The sequence below is a fragment of the Maribellus comscasis genome (assembly GCF_009762775.1).
GTDB classification, from domain to species: domain Bacteria; phylum Bacteroidota; class Bacteroidia; order Bacteroidales; family Prolixibacteraceae; genus Draconibacterium; species Draconibacterium comscasis.
Map to the genome: position 1 here is coordinate 1,336,772 of NZ_CP046401.1, position 21,293 is coordinate 1,358,064.

Genomic DNA, 21,293 nt, shown 5'->3' on the forward strand with positions numbered 1-21,293 from the left:
CAAATCTCTAAAATCATTTTTTTGAAACCGATTCAATTGCACCTGTTTCCGGATGAATTTTCAAACTATAATCGCCAAATAATAATTCTTCAGGCACTGGTGCAACAGAACCAAACTGTGCAATAGCTGTCCGCACAGAAGCAATGGTTTTTAGTTCATAAATTAAACTCACTGTTCCAACTCCCGGCATACGATAGTATACGCCGCTCTCACCAGCAACAGGGTTATCCGATTTTACAAGACCTGTATACTTCTTTTCCAAGTCATTCTGAGGTTCTACTTTTAACATTACAGGTTTTCCGGAAAGATCAGTGGAAGGAACAACCCCCTTTTCATCAGAAAACCGAAAAGCAATTTCGCCGTTACTACCTGAAGCTGTTGGGACAAAATCGAAACTAAATACTTCGTGGCTGTATGTTGTTCGCCCGGTAAACAAACTCAGGTAATTTTTTTCCATCTGTTTTAATTCATCCAGACTAATTCTGTATGCATCCCCGTCGGGATGAAATTCATCAAGCAAACCAGAAACGATATCATACTGATTTAAACGGCATTCCAACACCCGCAAAGCGGCGTCACTCGCTTTCTCCTCAACAGTTTTTCTCACCGGTCTGAAATTATTTGTTGAATCTCCTGTTGTATACATCGGAGAGTCATTAAAATTTTCAAATGAAAATCCATCATCATATTCTGGCGTGGTAATAAATTCGTTGCTTTTCACTGTTGGTCCAGTCTCAGCGGTAAACTCTGAATTGATACCCGCCAAACGTCCGTCTGGTGTCAGATTAAGCAAAAAGGAAGCATCTCCCAGGGCTTTATAAACCTGATCAGGGTCAGGCTCGGCAAATGTTTCCATTTTCACGTCTTCAAAACTCCATTTCACAGCCTCTCTGTTTTTTGCATTTGTAATTCCCAACAACTGTTCGGCATATGCTGCATAGGGGCCGGGAACAAATTTTTCCTGAACGACCTTTACATATACCCTCACTCCTGTCCGGGGTAAGGCATATACTATTCCCTCTACAAAGGTCGGAACAGCTTCTTCGTCATCCTTTTTTCTTCTTTGCCCAAAAGCAGGAATAACGATCGAAATAACCAGAATGCTTATCAATAATTTCTTCATATCTTTTTTATTTAAAGACCTAAAAATAGAGAATTTATTATGCAATTCAAGAAAAAAATCATTCTCTAAAAGTTAATTTGTCTCCTTATTTAATTCAATAAATGCTTTCCCAAGGTAATCCGTTATATCTCCCGCAATCAGGGCAGGCTCTGACTTTTCCCGGGCGGCGAGGTCTCCCGCAAGCCCATGCAGATACACACCGGCAATTGCTGCTGCTTCGGAAGAGATTCCCTGTGCCAGTAATCCAAGCAAAATCCCGGTCAGCGTATCGCCGCTTCCGGCTGTTGCCATTCCCGGGTTCCCTGTGGAATTAAAGAACAGTTGTCCGTTGGGTGTTGCGATAACAGTATAAGCTCCTTTTAAAATCACAATCGTATGATACTTTTGTGCAAACTCCTTTTGTTGTTGAATTCTTTCATACGAATTTGATGAATTGCCAACAAGCCTTTTAAACTCACCGGGATGTGGAGTTAATATTGATTTTCCAGGCAGCTTTTGCAGCCACTCGCTATTTTCCGAGAGAATATTTAAACCGTCGGCATCGATTACCAAAGGAACTTTGGCTTTTTCGAGAAGTTCACAAAGCGCTTTTTGCGAGTTTCGTTTTTTATCTATTCCTGGTCCAACTCCAATGGCTGAAAAGGCTGATAAATCAGGAAACTCCGTAAAAATTGCATCATGTTGATCGATACTGGTCATTGCCTCAGGTACCGCAGTTTGAATGATGGAGTATCCTAAACGTGGAATATGCGTGGTTAACAAACCTACTCCTGCCCGTAAACAACTTCTGGAAGCCAGGACGGCAGCCCCCATTTTCCCAAAACTGCCGGCAATCAACAATGCATGTCCAAAGTTGCCTTTGTGCGCAAATTTTGAACGGGAAGCAATTGTCTTTTTTACATCTTCTTCTTCAATAAAAAATGTATTTGAAGGAGTTTGTTCTATTCCACCCGGATGCAAACCAATGGGAAGTACTTCCCATTTTCCGGTATATGTTTCATTTTCAGGAAAAAGAAAACTAATTTTTGGAAACTGAAACGTGAGTGTAAAATCAGCTTTTATAATATTTCCGGGAATATTTAATGAATTGTCTTCGCCCATCAGACCGCTGGGAATATCGATAGCTACTTTGGTATTTTCAAGCTGGTTTATCTCCTCAACAATTGCTGCCGGAAAACCTTCAAGTGGCCTCGACAAGCCGGAACCAAACATCCCATCCAAAATTACATCAGTTAAACCAAGTTCAGGAAATCCACTTTCATCCTTAAATTTCACCAGCTTAACTTTGTTTTGTTCTTCCAGGCGTTTCCAGTTTACTGCCGGTGACCCTTTTAACTCTTTCCCAAAATCGAGTAAAAAAACTTCACAAACAAAATCCAAATTGGCTAGTTGACAGGCAATGGCCAGCGCATCGCCTCCATTATTTCCCGGGCCGGCAAAAAATACCATTTTCTGTTCTGTTGAAAAACGTTTTACCAGCCAGTGGGTAATTTGCAGTGCGGCCCGCTCCATTAGATCGATATCCGAAATGGGTTCATTTTCAATTGTAAACTTGTCTATTCCTGCTATTTGTTTTGTTGTAAAAAGTTTCATTCGTGTGCTTTAAAAATTCCAATTTCAATAATAAATAACTATTATTATAAACAAATAAAAATACAAAAATTAAAAGCAAATTATAAGGCTCCGGTGAATATGCAAATCCATGAATCGAAAAAAATTATTACAGAAATCAATCAGGTTAAAAGCCGCGAAAATCTTTAGCTATGCTATTTTGTCGGAATGTACTGATCTATTTCATGTTCTGAAGATAAAAGATTTTTATATTTGCTGACTTGGGAAAGAAATCAAAATAATGCTAAACGAATAATTATGGGAAAACAAAAAAAACACCCGAAAGGATTAATGGTCCTTTTTTTTACCGAGATGTGGGAAAGATTTGGTTTTTACCTTCTAATCGGTATTTTCTTTTTATATATGACTGAAAGCAAAGACAGTCAGTTTCCGGGAATGGGTTTCTCGGGAGTAAAAGCCAGTGATATTTACGGTTCATACCTGGCGCTGGTTTATTTAACCCCCTTTATAGGAGGACTTCTTGCTGACAGATACCTGGGATACCGGTTGTCAATAACCATTGGAGGCTTGTTATTTTCAGCCGGCTATTTTGGATTGGCAATTAACAATGAAACTGCATTTTTTGTATCACTTCTTCTAATTATTATGGGGAATGGATTGTTTAAACCCAATATTTCTGCACTGGTGGGTAAAATCTACGATTCGAATCCCAAATACCGTGATTTAAAAGACAGCGGTTACAATATATTTTATATGGGAATTAATATTGGTGCTTTTATTTGCAACTTTATTGCCGCTTACCTGAGGATTAACTACGGATGGGGATGGGCTTTCGCTGCTGCGGGAGTTGGAATGTTAATCGGAGTTATCTGGTTTTGGACAGGCCAGTTTTTTACCGACAATATAAAAATGGTTGATAAAGTATCACCTCCAACCAAAGACGATATGCCGATGAAAAAAATACTCTACACCTTATTTCTGCCCGCTGCAGTTGCAGGAACCATTGGATGGATGATACCTGGTAATATTTTCAGTTCTGATTCAACCGATGCTTTTATATTCTTTAGTTTAGTTGTGGTAATCTTTTATTTTAATATCTACCGTACGGCTGACAAAAAAGAGAAACAACCAATTAAGGCCTTGCTGGCTGTATTTGGTTCGGTTATCGTTTTCTGGGCTATTTTTCACCAAAACGGAGCGGCTTTAACTGTTTGGGCTGAAAACTATACCAACCGACAAGTACCCGAGCTTTTGGAAGAGCCGATAAAAACGCTAAGTCTTAACCAGGTGGTAACAACAGATATGCGGGAGGTTGAACAAACCGATTTACACGGAGCGCCGGTTTTGGATGCGTTTGGACACCCGGTAACTGAATTAAAGCCCGATCCTTATTTTGACAACCTCCCCAAAGAAAATTGGCCGGAAACGGGAAAAGTAAACCTGATTTCAACGGAACTCTTTCAATCCATAAATCCTGGGTTTATCATTTTGTTTACACCTTTGGTTGTTGGCTTTTTTAATTTTCTGGCGCGAAAAAGAAAAAAAGGCCCGGTAACAACACCTGCCAAAATTGGCTGGGGAATGGTCATCACAGCCCTTTCAGCAGTTGTGATGATTCTTGCAGTTATTGTTTCCAAAAACGGAGCAGTAAAAGCGTCGGCTGGCTGGCTTTTTGGAACATACGCCGTAATAACGGTTGGAGAACTGTGCTTAAGCCCGATGGGACTGTCACTGGTTTCAAAACTAAGTCCGCCAAGAATCACAGCATTAATGATGGGAGGCTGGTTTTTGTCAACTTCAATCGGGAATAAACTGTCGGGGGTATTATCCGGAATGTGGCAAACTTATGATAACAAAGCATTTTTCTTTCTCACCAACGCACTTTTAGCTATGGTTTCAGTAATTCTTATTTTTTCTATGCTGCCCTGGCTGAACCGTGTAATGAAAGAGTACACAGAAAAAAAATAACTCAAAAAAAAGGTTGTGTTTTGTGCACAACCTTTTTAATTTTCTATAAAACATCGAATTATCAGAAAACTCCAATCACAAAATAAAAAAATGCAAGAATAACCAGGAAAGCAACCATAGCCAGAAAAAAGTACATAACCTTTCTTGTTTGTCCGTGCTTTTTCTGTAGTTTAAACATGGAAGTAATTTTGCGCATTTTGTAAACTACCTTTTCCAACGCCAGTTTATCTTTTACAATATAATCGAAAGCTCCAAACTTGATGGTATTCACTGCAACTTCCATATTCTCGTTACTGGTAAGAAAAATAAACTCGGAATGAGGACTAATTTTTTTAACCTGCTTTAATACCTCCAGCCCGTTGATCCCATCCAAAGAATAATCCTGAATAATAATATCCGGTTTTATTCCCTCTTCAATAGTTTGAACACACTCCTCTCCCGACACGAGCGATTTAACGTTAGGAAAACCATTTCTTTTAAGATATTCGGTAACCAAACGATTGTATATTTTGTTGTTCTCAACAACAAAAATCAAATATTCGTTTTCTTCAAGCATATTTAAAAATCACAAAAACGGATGTGTAATTATTTAAAAATAAAACAATTATTTGTTTAAAAGAATACGAAACGGATGATTGTCTAAGATTGGGAAAAACTGTGTCAGAATTAAAATCTGTATTTCAACCAAATTCCATAGAAATCTTTATATATTGGTGACACAAAATCAAACTATCATGCAAAAAGAATACAAATTATTCCCATTATTTCTTCTCTTTGGCCTTCTTGGTTTTAGCCAGATTTTATACGCGCAGGAAACAAAATCAGAGAACTATACGGTTGAAGAAGATATTTTATACAGAGATACCGAAACCCGCCAAGGAGATGCTTATATCAATGAGCGTTGCCGGCTCGATATTTATTACCCTGACACAAAAAACTATACAACGATCGTTTGGTTTCATGGAGGTGGAATTACCTCCGGAAACAAATTTATTCCTGAAAAATTAAAAGAAAAAGGGATTGCTGTTGTGGCTGTAAACTATCGTTTGCATCCCCGGGTAAAATGTCCTGAATATCTTGAAGATGCTGCGGCAGCTGTTGCCTGGACATTTAAAAATATTAAAAGATATGGTGGCGATCCGGAAAAGATAGTGGTTTCCGGACACTCGGCGGGCGGTTATCTTACCAGCATGGTTGGACTGGATAAAAAATGGCTGGCAAAGTTCGGAATTGATGCCGACGAGATTGCGATGCTTATTCCGTTCAGCGGGCATACCATTACGCATATGACAGTCAGAAAAGAACGCGGCATACCTGATACCCAACCTGTGGTTGATGAATTTGCTCCGCTTTTTCACGTTAAAAAGGATGCTCCTCCCTTAATTCTGATTACCGGCGATCGGGAACGGGAAATGCTCGGACGTTACGAAGAAAACGCTTATTTGTGGAGAATGATGAAAGTGGCCGGAAATACTACAACAAAACTCTACGAACTGGATTCTTTTAACCATGGAGGAATGGCTTCGCCGGCTTTTGAAATATTATTACAGGAAATTAAAGCGCTTAACAAATGAAAAAAATTGTATTTTTTCTGTTGGTAGGCTTTTCTTTTTTTTCAGCTGTCGCACAGGAAAAAATGATGTATGGAGATATATCCAGAAAAGGAGTTCCCTTTGCAAAAGATCCACATGTTATCGAATTGCAGGGACGATACCTGATGTATTTTTCAATTCCGCCCTATTCAAATAAAACAGGTCCTGAAAATGGATGGAACATAGGAATTGCTGAAAGCACTGATCTTATTCACTGGGAAAAAGCAGGTGAAATTACGCCAGTCGGAGAATATGAAAGCAAAGGTCTCTGCGCCCCGTGTGTCAGAGTATACAACAACAAAGTACACTTGTTTTACCAAACTTACGGTAATGGAAAAGACGATGCGATTTGCCATGCAATTTCAACTGATGGAATTACATTTGAAAGAGACAAATCCAACCCGATTTTTAAACCTGAAGGTGACTGGAACTGTGGGCGGGCTATTGATGCCGAGGTGATAAAATTTAAGAATCAGTACTTTCTTTATTTTGCCACCCGGGATCCCGATTACAAAATTCAAATGCAGGGAGTTGCAACAGCGCCAGGCTCTTCAAATTTCACAAAAAAAGACTGGGAACAAGCAAAGAATGCACCGATTATGATTCCGGAATATGACTGGGAAGGAAAATGTGTTGAAGGCGCTTCCGTTATTCAGAAAAACAACAAGTTATACATGTTTTATGCGGGTTCATATAATAATGCCCCGCAACAAATTGGCGTAGCCAAAAGCAGCGATGGAATTCATTGGGAGAAAATTTCAGACCAACCTTTTTTGCGAAACGGAAAAAAAGGTGAATGGAACGAAAGCGAATCAGGCCACCCACATATTTTTGAAACTTCCGGTGGAAAAACGTATCTGTTCTTCCAGGGAAACAATGACAACGGAAAAACCTGGTATATCTCGAATATTGAAGTTTTCTGGAATGAAAACGGACCATACCTAAAGGATAAAATGTGATTTTTTATTTGAGGTTGTAATACCTAATTTAAATTAGTAATTTGAGAACCAAACTAAACCGTTTATTATGAAAAAAATATATTCAATAATTTTTGCTTTTTTGTTTTTGAGCATAGCATCTGTTGCACAAAAGGCTCCCACTGGAAATCCTGCCGATTTTAAAGTAAAAACCTGTTTACATTCGGTGAGTTATCTGGGCGTCTGGCGTGGTCAAACACAGTTAACAGTAGATGAGTTCCTGGTCAAGACAAAAGAACTTGGATATGAAGGGGTGATGCTTGTCGCCAAACGCCCGCATGTATCGCCACACGATTACGATAAAGCAGCTCGGGCACGGCTAAAAGCTAAAATTGATTCTCTGGGACTAACCCTGGTGGGGCTGGCGGGCTATACCGATTTTACCGCCGGGATTGATAAGCCCGGGGTTCCAAACGCTGAAATTCAGGCTGCCTGGGTAGGCGAAATTGCTAAACTGGCAAGCGATCTGGGAACAAACATGGTACGTATATTTACCGGTTATGAACGTCCCGGAATTCCCTACGACAAACAATATGCTGAAGTGGTTTCAGGATTAAAAATGGCGGGGAAACTCGCCGCCGAATATGGTGTAACACTTGCTGTACAAAATCATCACGATATTGCGCTGCACCACGACCCAATGTACTGGTTATTAAAAGAGGTGGACATGCCCAATGTTATGGCCGGATGGGACGCCTGGTCTCCAACACTGGAAGGCCTTTCAAAAGGAGAACTCAGGGAATCAATCATAAAAATGAAGCCCTTTATTATAAATACGATTGCAGCCGACTATGTTGTGCATCCACGATTTAACTATGTAAACAACCTTACCAATTACAAGGCAGAACAGGCAGCTATGCGCGCTGTGCCGATGGGGAAAGGAATTATCGATTACAAGACCTGGTTTGAAACATTAAAAGAAATCGGTTACCAGGGATGGGTGGTTTACGAAATGTGTGAGGTGCTTGACGGCGGTGGTTCCATCGAAAATCTGGATAAAACTGCAAAAATCTTTTTGGAGTATATGAAACAGTTTTAATTTACTCAACAAAAGCTGGTTTTAATTTCCTGAAATTACAGCAACCCATTCCAAATCCCCGGGTGCTTTCAGTTGAACAAGGTTTCCGCCACTAATCCTTTCTTCGGACAGCAGGTTTCCTTTTCGCACATCAAACCATTGAAGGCTGAAAGTTTTTTCAAATTCTGAAAGGTCGAGATTAACGTCACCACCATCTGTGAAAAACAAAACATAATTTTTACCAGGCTGCGCTGCCAAATACGCTTCATTTTCCCCACGTTCAGAGAGTAAATTATTAGCTGGCTGGAGTTGCCAGAATTTTACGGTATTTTCAATCTCTCTGGCTACTTTCACTGAATTCATCGATAACTCCGACAATCCCAGACCTGAAGGTGGCCGATGAAAACGTGCCGATGCAGCACCACCCAAAACATGTCGCCACCAGCGTTCCAGTCCGTCTTTGGTAGTTCCGTGTCTTCCGCCATCGGCGCCATAGGTCTTTACCGTATTTAGCGGTCGGGGATTTGACAAAATATAGCTTTTCACCCATTGAAAATTATCCCAGTGAACTTGTCCTTTTTGTTGGTTGTTCTGCGACACATCGCAAAAAGCATATCTTTCCGGGTGGTCAAAGGTTCGTTTGTGATGTTCCGATTTTAAGTCCCAGTTATCCCACATTTCTGTAACACAAATCTCTTTACCAAGCTCCTTTGCTTTTCCCAGAATATGTTCCGCCCAAAATACAGCCCACTCTTCTTCTGCCGAAGTTTCGTTATCCATACAATACAAAACATGGTTATAATTTAAGGCATACGAAAGCATTTTATCCACAACCTTTAACTGATAATTTAGCAGTACTCTATTGTTTTGCTGTTTGGGCGTTGTATAAAAGAAAGCTTGTTTATTTGCTCCCGGATGATCGGGGTAGACAGAGTCTAATCGCGATTGCTCAATGGAATAATTAATGTTGTTTTTAGGATTGAAAGGATGAGGAGGCCAATTGCTACGCGAATAATCAAACCTGTCCCAAACCTCAATCTGAACGACAATGTCTCTTTTTTGAGTCTCCTTTAAAAATGTATCAAAACGTTGCCAGTATTTATCATTCCACTCGTTTAAATCGTATTTTCCACTTTCAAGCTTTAAAAACGGATACAATTCAAATCCCTTATCTTGCCGGTCGCTCATCGTATTTCGAACATAATTTGCCCCTACCGTTTTCATCGAATCCAAATGGGGAATCAATATCTCATTTGGCCACTGAAACAAATTATCATCGCTGCTGGCTCCAAGCAGCATTACTGGTTCTCCTTTGTATTCCCAATACCAGGGATTTTCTGTCCATGGTTTAATTCTTAAGTCTTTTGAAATTTTGTTACATCCAAAAGATAGTACCAAAAGAAAAACAACTAAAAAAGACATCCACTTCATTTTCATACCAGCTTGATTTTTATTTCTTCTTTAACACGATAATCATGTCATTTTCAAAATTATGGGCAAATTGAATCGTATTCGAAATTTTTGCGATAGTTACTGTTTCTGCCTGCCCCGAATCAAAATTTACGCGCCTCACTTCTTCAAACTCCTTTTGAAGGATATCTGCCTTTGTATACTTATTTGTAACCGGGTTAAACCATTGAGCAGAATATTCATAGCCTTTCGGATTAAATAGTTTCACATCGCAGTTTTCCGGAATATATACCATTATCGTTTTATCGTCTGCCGATTTTACAACTGAAATCCAATGATTAAATTTCTCCTCGCCCGGTTGGCTTTCCAAAATCTCATTTGCCGGAAACAGCTTCCACCAATCAAATTGATTTACAAATTCGGCCAGATATCCCATTTGTATACTTCCCGGGAATTCTATACTTTTTCTCCAGCCGGTAACACCATCTGTATCACCGTGATTTAAAATGCGCTCACCAGGTTGCAACCAGGGCCAGATTCCATTTGCGCCATAAGTTACACCTGCGATTGGATTAGCAAATATGCTCCAGTAGCTTGCATTCCTTACATCTGTCGCGTCAATTCGGAAACCGATTTCTTCGTAATTGGGCTCTAAATTAATATAGGGCATTGGTTTAAGTTTGCTCCACATTTTCGCCACGGGTCCTTTGTTAATCCAGTTTACGGTACCTTCCTGATTGGAATGTGACGATTGGTATCCCATTAAATCGTACCAATCTTCCTGAGCATACAAATCACCTACAAAAGAACGTCCGTGAGGATGCAGGGTAACTGGTGCATGGTCGATGTCGTTAAAAACCCTCCGCCCGATTTCCTTCCATTTTAGCTCCAGATCATCATAATATTTTCCGTCGCCACCCAGTGTCCAGACCACATGGTTTCCCTGGTAACGCGCAACAATATATTTTGCCAGTAATACAGCCTCTTCGAGCGGCAATGTGTAGCCCGGACTCAACTCACGACCTTGTCCCATCGGAAGCGCCCATAAAATTACCGGGGAAACCAGCAGACCTTTGTCGTTTGCTTCATCTATTTTCTTATCAATGCGTTTAAAAAATTCCGGATGAATTTTAATCCGGCCCGTTCCTTCAATGGCTGTTAGTCCCTCTGCATTTTTGTCGCAGCCGCGCCATTCGGTTGTAACCAGCTGAATGGTATTGTAATGATTCTCTTTTCGCTGACTAAGGTAATGCTGCCATTCTTCATCTGTTGATTTTAAAGCGCCGTTCCATGCCGTACATGCCAGCCAGAAAAACGGTGTTCCATCGCTGTATGACAGGTAGTATTTTCCGGGTTCGTGCTGAATTGTACCTTTTTGAAAAAGTAGTTCCTGATGATTATTGCCATTGCAGGTAAAATCTCCTTCCACTTTATTTAATCCCTGATTCTCTGTGTCGGTACATTCCGATTTCCAGGTCCACTTTCCAACTTCATCGGGCATAAACCGAACTTTCCAGTCGGTTCCGCCGTCCCAAAATCCCCGAACCGTTTTTTTTCTGCCCGACGGGGCAGAAAAAACCACCCTAAAATCCCGGACCTCGTAAATCGGATTGTCATAGGTTTTTGAGCTTGTAAAAGGAATTTCAAATTTTGACCAGATTATGGGAAAGGAATCGGTTTCCTGAGCTTGAATTTCAATCGTGTTTTGAGTAAACCCATTTAGAATAAAAATCAAAGATACAAGTACAGAGATAAAAGTTCTTTTCATTTTGAAGTTTAACTTGGTTAAATAATTGAAAACTAAATATAACAAAAAAAGCCAGGTCAATCGACCCGGCTTAAAACTTTTATTTATTATGCTGATTTCTATTTTGTAGTGGCAACCACGCCTCTGAAATAGCCAATTGACTCGGCAATTCCCATAAACGGGTCTTTCATATCCTTTTCATGTTCAAGACTGATAACACCTGAATAGCCAACCTTACGCATCATTTTAACCAGTGCAGGGAAATCAATTATTCCACGTCCAACTTCTAGTGAGTAGCCTAATTTTGTCGTTCCGGTTACGTCTTTTAAATGCATATCAAACACACGGCTGTGGTATTTTTTCAAATCTGCCACCGGGTCTTTTCCGTTTCGGGTATCGTGGCCAATATCCAGACACATCCCCATGCGCGGATCCAAATCTTTCACGCTGTTCCAAACATCTTCAGCATCAGGAAAAACTTCAATATCCGGGCCATGCAAATGAATGGCATAATTAAACCCGTATTCTTTTACTTTTTTATCCACGTATGGAAGCAATTCGTAGGTCGGCACCCCAACAATGGTTTTTACACCAACTCTTTTTGCATATTCAAAGGCTTTATCAATGGCCTCTTCCGACCTCATATACAATGGACCAACCGCATAACCGGTAACATCATATTCTTTCAGCTTGGCATGAAAAGCAGCAATTTCTTCATCGGTGCTCGTTAAAGGGAGATGAAAATCTTTGATGCACAGATAATGTACATCACAGCGTTGCAGCGTTTTTAAGGTGGTTTCCAGGTCAAAATTCACAAATGTATAACCAGCCATTCCCAGTTTAAACTTTTCACCTGTTTCTGGTGCAGGCTGAGGACCAGGACGTTCCTGACCGTTAACGATAACGGAACTTAAGAATAATAAAATAACCAGAGAGATCTTTTCTATTTTTTTCATGATTAAAAACTTTTGTCAAGTTGGTTTTTGAATGACGCAAATCTACTAAAAATTATAAATCAAATTTCAAATTATTCGCTATTAAAATAATCAAAAAAGTCGGTAACCGCTTTTATTCTTTTGTTTTTTTAAAGACATTTACTATTCGTATTGATTGGTGTTCTCAAAAGAAAACGAAAAATGAAATATATAGCAAATGTTATCGGGGCAACAGGTTTAGTAGGAAGCCAACTCATTCCGTTGTTGTTAGAAAACGAACAATTTGAAAAAGTACGTATTTTTGTCCGGCGTGACTCAAATATTCAACATCCAAAACTGGAACAGCAGATTGTTGATTTTGGCGATGAGCAAACATGGAAGACACATTTGACCGGTGACGTTTTATTTTCGGCACTGGGAACCACTTTAAAACAGGCTGGCAGCAAGGAAAAAGAATACGAAATAGATTTTACATTTAACCTGAATTTTGCCAAAAAAGCCAAAGAAAATGGCATCGAGAATTATGTATTGGTGTCGTCTGTCGGGGCAAATACAAAGTCACGAATCTTTTATACGCGGATGAAAGGAGAACTTGATGAGGCTGTTTCAAAAGTAGGGTTTAAAAACCTCACAATTTTAAGGCCTTCCTCATTAACAGGAAGTCGCAAAGAAAAGCGTACGGCAGAAATCATTTCTATCCCCGTCCTCCTTTTACTGACCAAATTTGTATTTAAAAAATATCGCCCCATTAAAGACAAAACGGTCGCACGGGCAATGATTAATGCAGTTTTAGAACCCACATCGAAAAAAACAATTTGGGAAGCCAACGAGGTTTTCCGGTTGGCTGAATAGCAAATTTCCCTAAAAAAACATTATTTTTAATCCTCTGACTAATATTCTAAACCATGTGGAAAAAACTACTCTTCATCTCGCTGCTTTTGGTATTGTTTGGTTTTCAAAATGGAACCTTTGCGCAAAGAATAATGGAAAAGCTGGATCGCGGTGCCATTGCAGTAAAAAGTGCTGACAGCGTTTTTCTCAGCTGGCGTTTATTGGGCAATGATTCAAAAAATACTGCTTTTAATATTTATCGGAACAATCAGAAAATAACACAAAAACCAGTAGCCAACAGAACTTGTTTTACGGATCCGGAAGGAAAAGAAAATGATTCGTACACAGTTATTCCAGTTTTGAATGAAAAAGAAAATACCGGGCAAGCGGTAAAAATCAACGTTCATCCCAACCCTTTTTTTGATGTTCTTCTAAAAACTCCCGAGGGGTATCGTCCCAATGACGCATCGGTGGGCGATTTGGACGGAAACGGCGATTATGAAATTGTACTACATCAAACTGGTCGAAGCCACGACAATTCACACAATGGACCTACAAGCGAGCCCATTTTACAGGCATATAAAATGGACGGAATATTTCTGTGGGAAATAAATCTCGGCAAGAACATTCGGGAAGGAGCTCATTATACTCAATTTGTGGTGTATGATTTAGACTGTGACGGAAAAGCAGAAATAGTATGCAAAACGGCAGACGGGACAAAGGACGGTGTGGGAAAAATCATTGGTGACCCCTCAAAAAACTATGTGAATGAAAACGGAAAAATTTTAGATGGCCCTGAATTTTTAACTGTTTTTGAAGGAGAAAAAGGAAAAGCTTTGGCAACCGTCGATTACATGCCGAATCGTTACTCTTTGGACGGTTGGGGAGGAATTGGCGGAAACGGAGGTAACGACAGCAACGGAAATCGCGTGGATCGTTTTCTGGCTTGTGTTGCATATCTCGACGGAATACACCCGAGTGTGATTATGTGCCGAGGATATTATGGCAGGTCGGTTTTAGCAGCCTGGGACTGGAAAAACGGTGAATTAAAACAGAAGTGGGTTTTTGATTCGGCAAAACCCGGATTGGAAAAATTTTCCGGAATGGGAAACCACAATCTTACTGTTACCGATATTGACAATGACGGGAAAGATGAAATTATTTACGGAGCGATGACGGTTGATGACGACGGAACCGGATTATATACAACAGGCTTGCGTCATGGAGATGCGTTGCATGTAAGCGATTTCATTCCATCACGTCCTGGTTTGGAAGTTTGGGGAATACATGAAAACGAGGTTCCGGTTAAAGGGTATGAAAATGGATTTGGTGCAGCACTGTTTGATGCAGAAACAGGTGAAATACTATGGGGAAAACTGCCCGGACTGGATGTGGGAAGAGGTGTTGCTGCTGATATAAATTCAACCAGCCCCGGAGCAGAAATGTGGTGTTCCGGAAGTGGAGGCTTGTGGAATAACAAAGGTGAAATTATCGGCGAGTCGCCTTCTTCAGCCAATTTTTTAATTTGGTGGGATGATGATTTGTTACGCGAACTTCTTGACCGAAATAAAATTTCAAAATACAAAGGCGGTGTTTTGCTGGATGCCAAAGGGTTTCGTTCGAATAACGGAACAAAAGCTACACCAACATTGAGTGCCGATTTATTTGGCGACTGGCGTGAAGAGCTTATCCTGGCTGCAGAAGACGGGCAATCGCTCAGGATTTTTACAAGCACAATTCCTACAAATTATCGTTTTACAACATTAATGCACGATCCTCAATACAGACTAAGTATTGCCTGGCAAAACGTGGCTTATAACCAGCCTCCTCACACCGGCTTTTATCTTGGAACTGGAATGAAATATCCGCAAGAGAGCGTAAATAATATCCAATTCAAAGAAAAACTTGAACCAAACAAATAAAATCCTGTTTCTATTCAAAATAAATTAAAGACTATGTACACAGGATTACTTCACACGCATAATATGTTTCGCTGGTTAGTATTGCTTGCCCTCGTTCTGGCAATTGTTTTAGCTTACGCCGGCTGGTTTGGAAAAAGAGACTGGAAAAAAACCGATAATATAACCGGGCTACTCCTTGTTATTTTTATGGACATTCAGTTTTTAGTTGGAATTATTTTATATGCTTTTGTCAGTCCTTTAACCAAAGCTGCATTTGCTGATTTTGGCGCGGCTATGAGTAATCCCGATTTACGCTTTTACGCCGTGGAACATATTTTAATGATGATAATTGCGCTGGCAATTGTGCATATCGGCCGTTCAAAATCAAAAAAAGCAGCATCTTCGTTAAAAAAACACAGGGTAGCAGCAATATTTTATACGATTGGTTTGATTTTGATTTTAGCCGCTATCCCCTGGGACAGGGCCCTCATGTAAATCAGATTGTCAAAAAAATATGAACCCCAATAAACAAAGCTGTAAAAAAGTCGGTTTTAGCCGGACGACCGAAGCCTCCGGAAAAATTCATACTTTCTGCGGACATGACACTTTGAGCCGCATGTGCCATCTGCACCGTAGGTTTTCCAATTGCAGCCTTTACAGGGATTAATAACAAAAAATCGTAATTTTTTAATGGTACCATAAATAATGATTAAACCGAGGATAATCCCAAAAGGCCAGTGCCAGGCCGGGATGGAATATTCAGTTGGCCCACCCACTGAATCTCCAAAAATTAACGGAACGCAGCATTGTTTTACCACCAGTTCTCCTTGCACACGGTATGCATGATACTGATAATCGGGAAAAACAAACTGATCTGTAATCAAACCGGCAGCCAACGCCAGTACGATTAAAGCAAGCGCGTAGAAAGTTGCAGGTTTACCTCCCATCGATTTCCGAATTGCATTTAGTTCACCAAGATTCGTGGCTGGCCCCGCTATCATGTATGCGATGGCAGCCCCGGGTGTAGCACCAAGCAATAACAATCCCTGCACCACCACAATTGAAGGAATGCTGCATGCATACACCGGAATTCCAAGCAAAATCACATAAATCAGCGTTGATAATTCCTGTTGCCCCAGCCAGGCCGATATCCATTCCAAAGGTAAAAAGGCAAGCAACAATGACGCAATTGAAAGTCCGATTAAAATATCGACACTCACATCAGAACCCAATTCAAAAAAAGACCATTTTAATGTACCTGATAACTTTGATTTGTGTGCTTTTTCCCGAACGCTTCTTTCAAACTTTGAAGAGTTTTTTTGAGGACTTATTTTTTGAGGGTTTTTGAATATTTTATTGCCAATTGTCCCCATTAACAATGACCCCAAAACAGCTGCCAAAACGAGTGTAACCGTCAGTTTCCAACCTAACAATTTTAACGAAACTGTAATTAGCACAGGAGAAAGAACAGGTGTGGAAGTCATAAAAGCGAGCATATTGCCAATTGTTGCACCGCTTCTGAAAAGTCCGATTCCCAGGGGAATGGTACCACAGGAACACAGGGGGAGGATACAACCAACTCCAACAGATTTAAAAAGTGAAGAAGAATCCCTTCCTCCAAGATGTTGTTTTAAAATGTTGGAGGGCACATAAAAGCGCATTATCCCGGCAATAAAAAAACCAAGAACAACATACGGAGCCGATTCCAGTAGTGTATTAAAAAGTATTGATATCAAAGCCCCACCTCCTCTTCCGAAACAAATTCTACTTCAGCTTCATCGAAAAAAAATGCCGATTCATAAGGTTTTCGGGTATCAATTCTGAAAGTTCCCCGAACCTTAACAACCGCCTGAATCATATCGGTTCTTGTAACCAACCATTCTTCTTTAAGATTTATTCTTATGGTCCATCTCATGGCTACTTCGGGAAGGTGAACGCAAGCATTTGCCAATCCAAGTGTAGGATAGAGGAAAAAAGTATGTACAGCAATTTTGTTTTCTACAGCCCGGCACCCGGGACTAAAAAAAACAGCGGCACCTGTAAGCTCCATTCTTTTACCCTGAGATTCAAGCAATTCTTTAGGTATGGAAAACTCTGCATTCTCTCCGTCGACAATATTCGCACGGACCCTATAGAAGTACTCCCAATTCTGATCTGCTTCATTAAAGGTGAGGTCATCAAGAGTTGGCATTGCCCCGGAACTTTCGTTGCCCGATTGTATTTTACTGAATTCGATAAAATACAATAAACCAACTAAAATAATTATCAATATAGCAATTCCCCACTTTTTCATCCCTTCTGATTTTCTGAAACAGATATTCCGGTACCTCTGTCTCCCAAATTCAAACTAATTATTTTAATGGATCCAGTTTCCAAACCGGATAACCATCTTTGGTTCCTTCCTGCCTGATTGTTCTGGGCCACCCAGGCATTTGCCTGGCATCCTTTTTTGTTACATCTGTAGTTCTGTCCCAGCTTTCGAAGGTTACGCTTTTCCCGGCTTTATCAAAACGAACCAATCCAAATCCACCCCTGGTAAATTCATCGTCCGGGTTTGCATAAGCAACCATTGTAATTTTATTCCCCATCCCGTCAAGATAATCTCCGTTATACTGCAAGGGGTTACCGGGTTCCTGGTTTTCTCCTTTTTCGTCATTGGCAGGATGCCACCAGCGACTGTAATAATTATTTATAATCGCCGGCGCAACAAAAGCAAAAGGGCCGTCTCCAAATTCATCAATTCCGTGGTGAATGATGGTAGCAATATGCTGGTCTCCGGCCAAATGCACGGCACCGGCTTTTCGGATGGCTTTCAAAGCTTTATTCCGGCCGGTTTGTGGCCATCCATTGCTATCTAAATCAGCATGTAACAAATTATTAAAATTACCGTGACGCGAAGCACCACCACAAAATCCTGTTTGCGAAAGCACCGCTTTTAAAGCTATACCATTCCATTGTGTACTCCAATCATCCAGAAACTCCAACTGTCTTTCTCCCAGCAAAACAAGACCTTCCAAATCAATTGTTGCAGGATCATAGTCAGGATTCCGGATATGATCCGGGCGAGGTCCCTGTTGTGGAATTTTACCGGCGGGACCGCTTTTAAACTTTCGGTCTTCAACTATGGCAAAGTCAACTCCCCCAACAGTGAGATTAGTGTAGTAAACGCCGATTCCCTGCCCGATGGGTGTGGGATCATAAGGATCAGGCAAATGTGAGGTCTGGCAACGTTCAACCATTTTTACATATTCATGATGAAAAAAATATCCACCATCGCTACCTGCCTGGCTAAGCGATTGTTTGCCGCTTTCACCCCAAAGATTTCCCTGCCCGATGTCATGGTCGTCAGGAATAGTAATACATGGCCGATCGCGGAAAATATCGCGAAACTGAATACCGAACAGTAACCACGCCGCCGTGTGCTCTTTATGATCATAACTTTGATCTCCGGCAAAAAACAGTAAATCCGGATTCAGATAGCTTAGATTCCTGATGTACTCTTCTCTTGCTCCACGGGTTTGGTTTGAGTTACAATTTAATGATGCAACTACAATTTCATTTTTTTCAACCGGATCTTTTCTGATCAATCCCTCGAAAGATGCTTTCTCTCCATGTCGCAACCGGTATTGTACATCTTTTGAATTGTCCCAGTTATCTATCCTGAAAAGCGCTGACCATCCAATATCGTTGACTTTTTCACTGGCCACTTTGTGCCATTTTCCATTTTCTTTTAATTCTAAAATCACCTCTCTGCTTTCGTCCGGGTACAAAGGGAAAAGTTGGGCGGTCATTTTCATCACTCCATTTTGTACCGTGTACATTCCAAAACAAACAACTTCATCGCGTGGTACATCAACATCAATTATTCTTTTCGGATTATTTTTGATTCTTTCAGCATGCACCCACCAATCATTTACACAATATAAATCCAGCTTTTCAAAAGGTGCCTTTACAGGAGGTTCTCCCCTTTTTTGAGCAAGAGCATTAACAACAGTAAATATTACAATAGAAAGTATAAGAATTCTGCTTTTGTACATGATTTAAAATTTAGTTGATTACGGTATTAAAACCCAAAGATAAAATAAAACTTAATCTTTTTTACCTGCATTTTACATTTGCTGCAATGTTAAATAAAAAGAGACTATCAGTAATGACAGCCTCTTTCCATACATTTATGCTGAGTCGTCTTTTTTAACTTCTGCCAACCGAATAAATTTCCTCAATTAAATGCTGGTATTTTACCGCAACCATATTTCGGCGTAGTTTTAATGTCGGAGACAACTCTCCACTTGCAGGAGTCCATTCCTCACAAACCAAACGAATACGGCTTATTTGCTCATGAGAACCCAGTTGTTTGTTAATTTGCTGCACCTCTTTTTGAATCTTATCGATCACCTCCGGATTTTGAATTAGCTCTTTATTATTCTCAAAAAGTATTTTATTATCTGAGCACCACTCATGGAGTAAAGGAAAATTAGGCGAGATTAAAGCACTTGCAAACTTTTCGTTGGCTCCGATGACCATAACCTGTTCAATCAGATTTGAAGCTTTAAGCTTGTTCTCTATCATTTGCGGAGCAATATATTTTCCACCCGACAGTTTAAATATTTCCTTTTTCCGGTCGGTTATTTTCAGGTATTTTCCTTCATCCAGAATTCCTATATCGCCGGTGTGAAACCAGCCCGCCTCATCAATCACTTCAGCCGTTAATTCAGGTGCTTTGTAATAACCTTTCATCACTCCCGGACCTTTACACAAAATTTCACCATCTTCGGCAATTTTTACTTCGTATCCTTCGAGTATTGGCCCAACTGTACCCACTTTCATTTCACCAAGAGCAGGATTATTTACAGCGATAACCGGCGAGGTCTCTGTTAAACCGTAGCCTTCCAGATTTTGCATTCCGGCCATGCCCAGAACGCGGGCAATTCTGGGTTGTAAAGCGGCTCCACCGGAAACAACATATACGATGTTTCCACCCAATGCTTCTCTCCATTTGGAATAAACCAGCTTATCGGCAAGTTTGATTTTCAGAGTGAGCCAGGGGTCGTATTTTTTATTGAATTCAAAATGTTTTGCTAAGCGAAGTGCCCAAAAATAAATCGCTTTTTTAATTCCGGTCAACTCTTTCCCTTTTGAAACAAATCCATCGTAAACCTTTTCGAGTAAGCGTGGAACAGAGTTAAACATATGAGGTTTTATCTCTTTTAATGCGGAAATTATTTGCGACAGGTTCCCAACATAATAAACCCCCATTCCTTTGTATTGAAAATGATAGTTCACGCTTCTTTCGTAAACATGACAAAGCGGAAGAAAACTAATAACCCGATGGTCTTTCCCCAGATGGTGCATTTTTGAATGGGCAACAAAATTTGAAACCAGGTTGTTCTGCGTAAGCATTACACCTTTCGGAACACCTGTTGTCCCCGATGTATAAATCAAAGTAGCCAAATCATCGGGCAAAACCGTTTTTTTTATTTCTTGCAAAGAATCGCTCAGTTTGTCTTTCCGGGCTTTCCCCAGCTCAAGAATTTCCTGGTAATTTTTTGCTCCTTCAACTTCTTCAAAAGTAAAAACCTTGTCAACCGCTGCGATCCGATTGGCAAGCGGATTTATTTTTTCAAACAGCTTCTTATCACCTACGATCACAATTTGAGCTTCGGAGTGTTCCAGAATATATTTGTACTCATCCTCTCCTATTGTGGGATAAACAGGAACATGAATAACGCCGAGCATCGCCATTCCCATGTCGGCAATATTCCATTCAGGCCGGTTTGTCGTGACTGTCGCAATTTTGTCTCCTTTTTTTAGACCCAATGCGATTAGCCCCATGGCAAACTGGTGAGATTTTTCGTTGTATTCAGCCGTTGAATAAGTATACCATTTACCGTCTTTTTTTCCACCAATAGCATCTTCCCGTGGAAATTCTTCTAAATAGCGTTCAAGGATGTCAAATGTACGCGTAACCACTATTCCCATTTTAAATATTGTTAAGTCAAACGGTCAAATATAACAGTTTTGACACTTCGTATAGCCTATTACTTCATACTCTGGAATAGTTTTCAACTTATTTGGAATCAGTCAAAACAAAACTTTTTCGTTGAAAAACAGACAATTACATTTTTCAGCATCGAATTTTAGAGCATTTTATTCAAAAGAACAAATCTTATGTAAACTAAAAATTAATTTTCATACCCTTTTGAAGAATAGCCTTGGTTC

17 protein-coding genes are annotated in these 21,293 nt (G+C 40.2%); 7 read left to right on the plus strand and 10 right to left on the minus strand.

Going from position 1 to position 21,293, the window contains the following annotated elements; all coding sequences use genetic code 11:
* Nucleotides 1-13 precede the first annotated feature (13 nt).
* Complete coding sequence (locus GM418_RS05520; protein ID WP_158863962.1) at nucleotides 14-1,123, minus strand: DUF4831 family protein; 1,110 nt, start codon at nucleotides 1,121-1,123, stop codon at nucleotides 14-16.
* 72 nt (nucleotides 1,124-1,195) lie between these two features.
* A complete protein-coding gene (locus GM418_RS05525) occupies nucleotides 1,196-2,716 on the minus strand; it encodes an NAD(P)H-hydrate dehydratase (protein ID WP_158863964.1) in 1,521 nt (506 codons plus the stop codon).
* Between the two features lie 276 nt (nucleotides 2,717-2,992).
* On the opposite strand from GM418_RS05525, the gene GM418_RS05530 reads away from it, so the two are divergent.
* Entirely contained in the window at nucleotides 2,993-4,663 is a 1,671-nt protein-coding gene (locus GM418_RS05530; protein WP_158863966.1) for a peptide MFS transporter, read from the plus strand.
* Nucleotides 4,664-4,724: 61 nt separating this feature from the next.
* Here the strand turns inward: GM418_RS05530 and GM418_RS05535 are convergent, their stop codons facing one another.
* The gene (locus tag GM418_RS05535; RefSeq protein WP_158863968.1) at nucleotides 4,725-5,219 is read right to left on the minus strand and encodes a response regulator; all 495 of its coding nucleotides are present in this window, start codon (nucleotides 5,217-5,219) and stop codon (nucleotides 4,725-4,727) included.
* A gap of 178 nt (nucleotides 5,220-5,397) precedes the next feature.
* On the opposite strand from GM418_RS05535, the gene GM418_RS05540 reads away from it, so the two are divergent.
* The 3 genes from GM418_RS05540 (at nucleotide 5,398) to GM418_RS05550 (ending at nucleotide 8,271) form a co-directional block, all read left to right on the plus strand.
* Nucleotides 5,398-6,237: an alpha/beta hydrolase gene (locus tag GM418_RS05540; protein WP_158863970.1), complete on the plus strand. Its 840-nt coding sequence runs from the start codon at nucleotides 5,398-5,400 to the stop codon at nucleotides 6,235-6,237.
* Complete coding sequence (locus GM418_RS05545; RefSeq protein ID WP_158863972.1) at nucleotides 6,234-7,214, plus strand: family 43 glycosylhydrolase; 981 nt, start codon at nucleotides 6,234-6,236, stop codon at nucleotides 7,212-7,214. Before GM418_RS05540 ends, GM418_RS05545 begins: the two co-directional genes overlap by 4 nt.
* Before the next feature lie 67 nt (nucleotides 7,215-7,281).
* Nucleotides 7,282-8,271 (plus strand): sugar phosphate isomerase/epimerase family protein, encoded by a 990-nt coding sequence (locus GM418_RS05550; RefSeq protein WP_158863974.1) that lies wholly within the window; start codon nucleotides 7,282-7,284, stop codon nucleotides 8,269-8,271.
* Nucleotides 8,272-8,292: 21 nt separating this feature from the next.
* Here the strand turns inward: GM418_RS05550 and GM418_RS05555 are convergent, their stop codons facing one another.
* The 3 genes from GM418_RS05555 to GM418_RS05565 all read right to left on the minus strand — a co-directional run bounded on the left by GM418_RS05555 (nucleotide 8,293) and on the right by GM418_RS05565 (nucleotide 12,363).
* A complete protein-coding gene (locus GM418_RS05555; RefSeq protein WP_158863976.1) occupies nucleotides 8,293-9,687 on the minus strand; it encodes a putative collagen-binding domain-containing protein in 1,395 nt (464 codons plus the stop codon).
* 13 nt (nucleotides 9,688-9,700) lie between these two features.
* Nucleotides 9,701-11,428, minus strand: coding sequence for a glycoside hydrolase family 140 protein (locus tag GM418_RS05560; RefSeq protein WP_158863978.1), 1,728 nt, complete (start codon nucleotides 11,426-11,428; stop codon nucleotides 9,701-9,703).
* Between the two features lie 98 nt (nucleotides 11,429-11,526).
* Entirely contained in the window at nucleotides 11,527-12,363 is an 837-nt protein-coding gene (locus GM418_RS05565; protein WP_158863980.1) for a sugar phosphate isomerase/epimerase family protein, read from the minus strand.
* Between the two features lie 180 nt (nucleotides 12,364-12,543).
* On the opposite strand from GM418_RS05565, the gene GM418_RS05570 reads away from it, so the two are divergent.
* The 3 genes from GM418_RS05570 to GM418_RS05580 are packed head-to-tail and all read left to right on the plus strand — an operon-like array spanning nucleotide 12,544 to nucleotide 15,569.
* Nucleotides 12,544-13,194 (plus strand): NAD(P)H-binding protein, encoded by a 651-nt coding sequence (locus tag GM418_RS05570; RefSeq protein ID WP_158863982.1) that lies wholly within the window; start codon nucleotides 12,544-12,546, stop codon nucleotides 13,192-13,194.
* A 53-nt stretch (nucleotides 13,195-13,247) separates the two neighbouring features.
* A complete protein-coding gene (locus GM418_RS05575; RefSeq protein WP_158863984.1) occupies nucleotides 13,248-15,095 on the plus strand; it encodes a rhamnogalacturonan lyase in 1,848 nt (615 codons plus the stop codon).
* 33 nt (nucleotides 15,096-15,128) lie between these two features.
* Nucleotides 15,129-15,569 carry a hypothetical protein gene (locus GM418_RS05580; RefSeq protein WP_158863986.1) on the plus strand — a complete coding sequence of 147 codons (441 nt, stop codon included), beginning with the start codon at nucleotides 15,129-15,131 and terminating at the stop codon, nucleotides 15,567-15,569.
* A 56-nt stretch (nucleotides 15,570-15,625) separates the two neighbouring features.
* On the opposite strand, the gene GM418_RS05585 is transcribed toward GM418_RS05580, so the two are convergent.
* From GM418_RS05585 to GM418_RS05600, 4 genes are all read right to left on the minus strand, one after another.
* A complete protein-coding gene (locus tag GM418_RS05585; RefSeq protein ID WP_158863988.1) occupies nucleotides 15,626-16,810 on the minus strand; it encodes a permease in 1,185 nt (394 codons plus the stop codon).
* Entirely contained in the window at nucleotides 16,807-17,367 is a 561-nt protein-coding gene (locus GM418_RS05590; protein ID WP_158863990.1) for a hypothetical protein, read from the minus strand. Before GM418_RS05590 ends, GM418_RS05585 begins: the two co-directional genes overlap by 4 nt.
* A 58-nt stretch (nucleotides 17,368-17,425) precedes the next feature.
* Nucleotides 17,426-19,111 (minus strand): hypothetical protein, encoded by a 1,686-nt coding sequence (locus GM418_RS05595; RefSeq protein WP_158863992.1) that lies wholly within the window; start codon nucleotides 19,109-19,111, stop codon nucleotides 17,426-17,428.
* Between the two features lie 154 nt (nucleotides 19,112-19,265).
* Nucleotides 19,266-21,053, minus strand: coding sequence for an AMP-dependent synthetase/ligase (locus tag GM418_RS05600; protein ID WP_246222818.1), 1,788 nt, complete (start codon nucleotides 21,051-21,053; stop codon nucleotides 19,266-19,268).
* Between the last annotated feature and the right edge of the window lie 240 nt (nucleotides 21,054-21,293).

Bases quoted from the DNA above. Each gene is read 5' to 3' on its own strand.
- GM418_RS05535 (WP_158863968.1), bottom strand. From the start codon at position 5,219: ATGCTTGAAGAAAACGAATATTTGATTTTTGTTGTTGAGAACAACAAA.
- GM418_RS05600 (WP_246222818.1), bottom strand. From the start codon at position 21,053: ATGGGAATAGTGGTTACGCGTACATTTGACATCCTTGAACGCTATTTA.
- GM418_RS05525 (WP_158863964.1), bottom strand. From the start codon at position 2,716: ATGAAACTTTTTACAACAAAACAAATAGCAGGAATAGACAAGTTTACA.
- GM418_RS05530 (WP_158863966.1), top strand. From the start codon at position 2,993: ATGGGAAAACAAAAAAAACACCCGAAAGGATTAATGGTCCTTTTTTTT.
- GM418_RS05595 (WP_158863992.1), bottom strand. From the start codon at position 19,111: ATGTACAAAAGCAGAATTCTTATACTTTCTATTGTAATATTTACTGTT.
- GM418_RS05565 (WP_158863980.1), bottom strand. From the start codon at position 12,363: ATGAAAAAAATAGAAAAGATCTCTCTGGTTATTTTATTATTCTTAAGT.
- GM418_RS05520 (WP_158863962.1), bottom strand. From the start codon at position 1,123: ATGAAGAAATTATTGATAAGCATTCTGGTTATTTCGATCGTTATTCCT.
- GM418_RS05590 (WP_158863990.1), bottom strand. From the start codon at position 17,367: ATGAAAAAGTGGGGAATTGCTATATTGATAATTATTTTAGTTGGTTTA.
- GM418_RS05575 (WP_158863984.1), top strand. From the start codon at position 13,248: ATGTGGAAAAAACTACTCTTCATCTCGCTGCTTTTGGTATTGTTTGGT.
- GM418_RS05555 (WP_158863976.1), bottom strand. From the start codon at position 9,687: ATGAAAATGAAGTGGATGTCTTTTTTAGTTGTTTTTCTTTTGGTACTA.
- GM418_RS05540 (WP_158863970.1), top strand. From the start codon at position 5,398: ATGCAAAAAGAATACAAATTATTCCCATTATTTCTTCTCTTTGGCCTT.
- GM418_RS05580 (WP_158863986.1), top strand. From the start codon at position 15,129: ATGTACACAGGATTACTTCACACGCATAATATGTTTCGCTGGTTAGTA.
- GM418_RS05545 (WP_158863972.1), top strand. From the start codon at position 6,234: ATGAAAAAAATTGTATTTTTTCTGTTGGTAGGCTTTTCTTTTTTTTCA.
- GM418_RS05560 (WP_158863978.1), bottom strand. From the start codon at position 11,428: ATGAAAAGAACTTTTATCTCTGTACTTGTATCTTTGATTTTTATTCTA.
- GM418_RS05570 (WP_158863982.1), top strand. From the start codon at position 12,544: ATGAAATATATAGCAAATGTTATCGGGGCAACAGGTTTAGTAGGAAGC.
- GM418_RS05550 (WP_158863974.1), top strand. From the start codon at position 7,282: ATGAAAAAAATATATTCAATAATTTTTGCTTTTTTGTTTTTGAGCATA.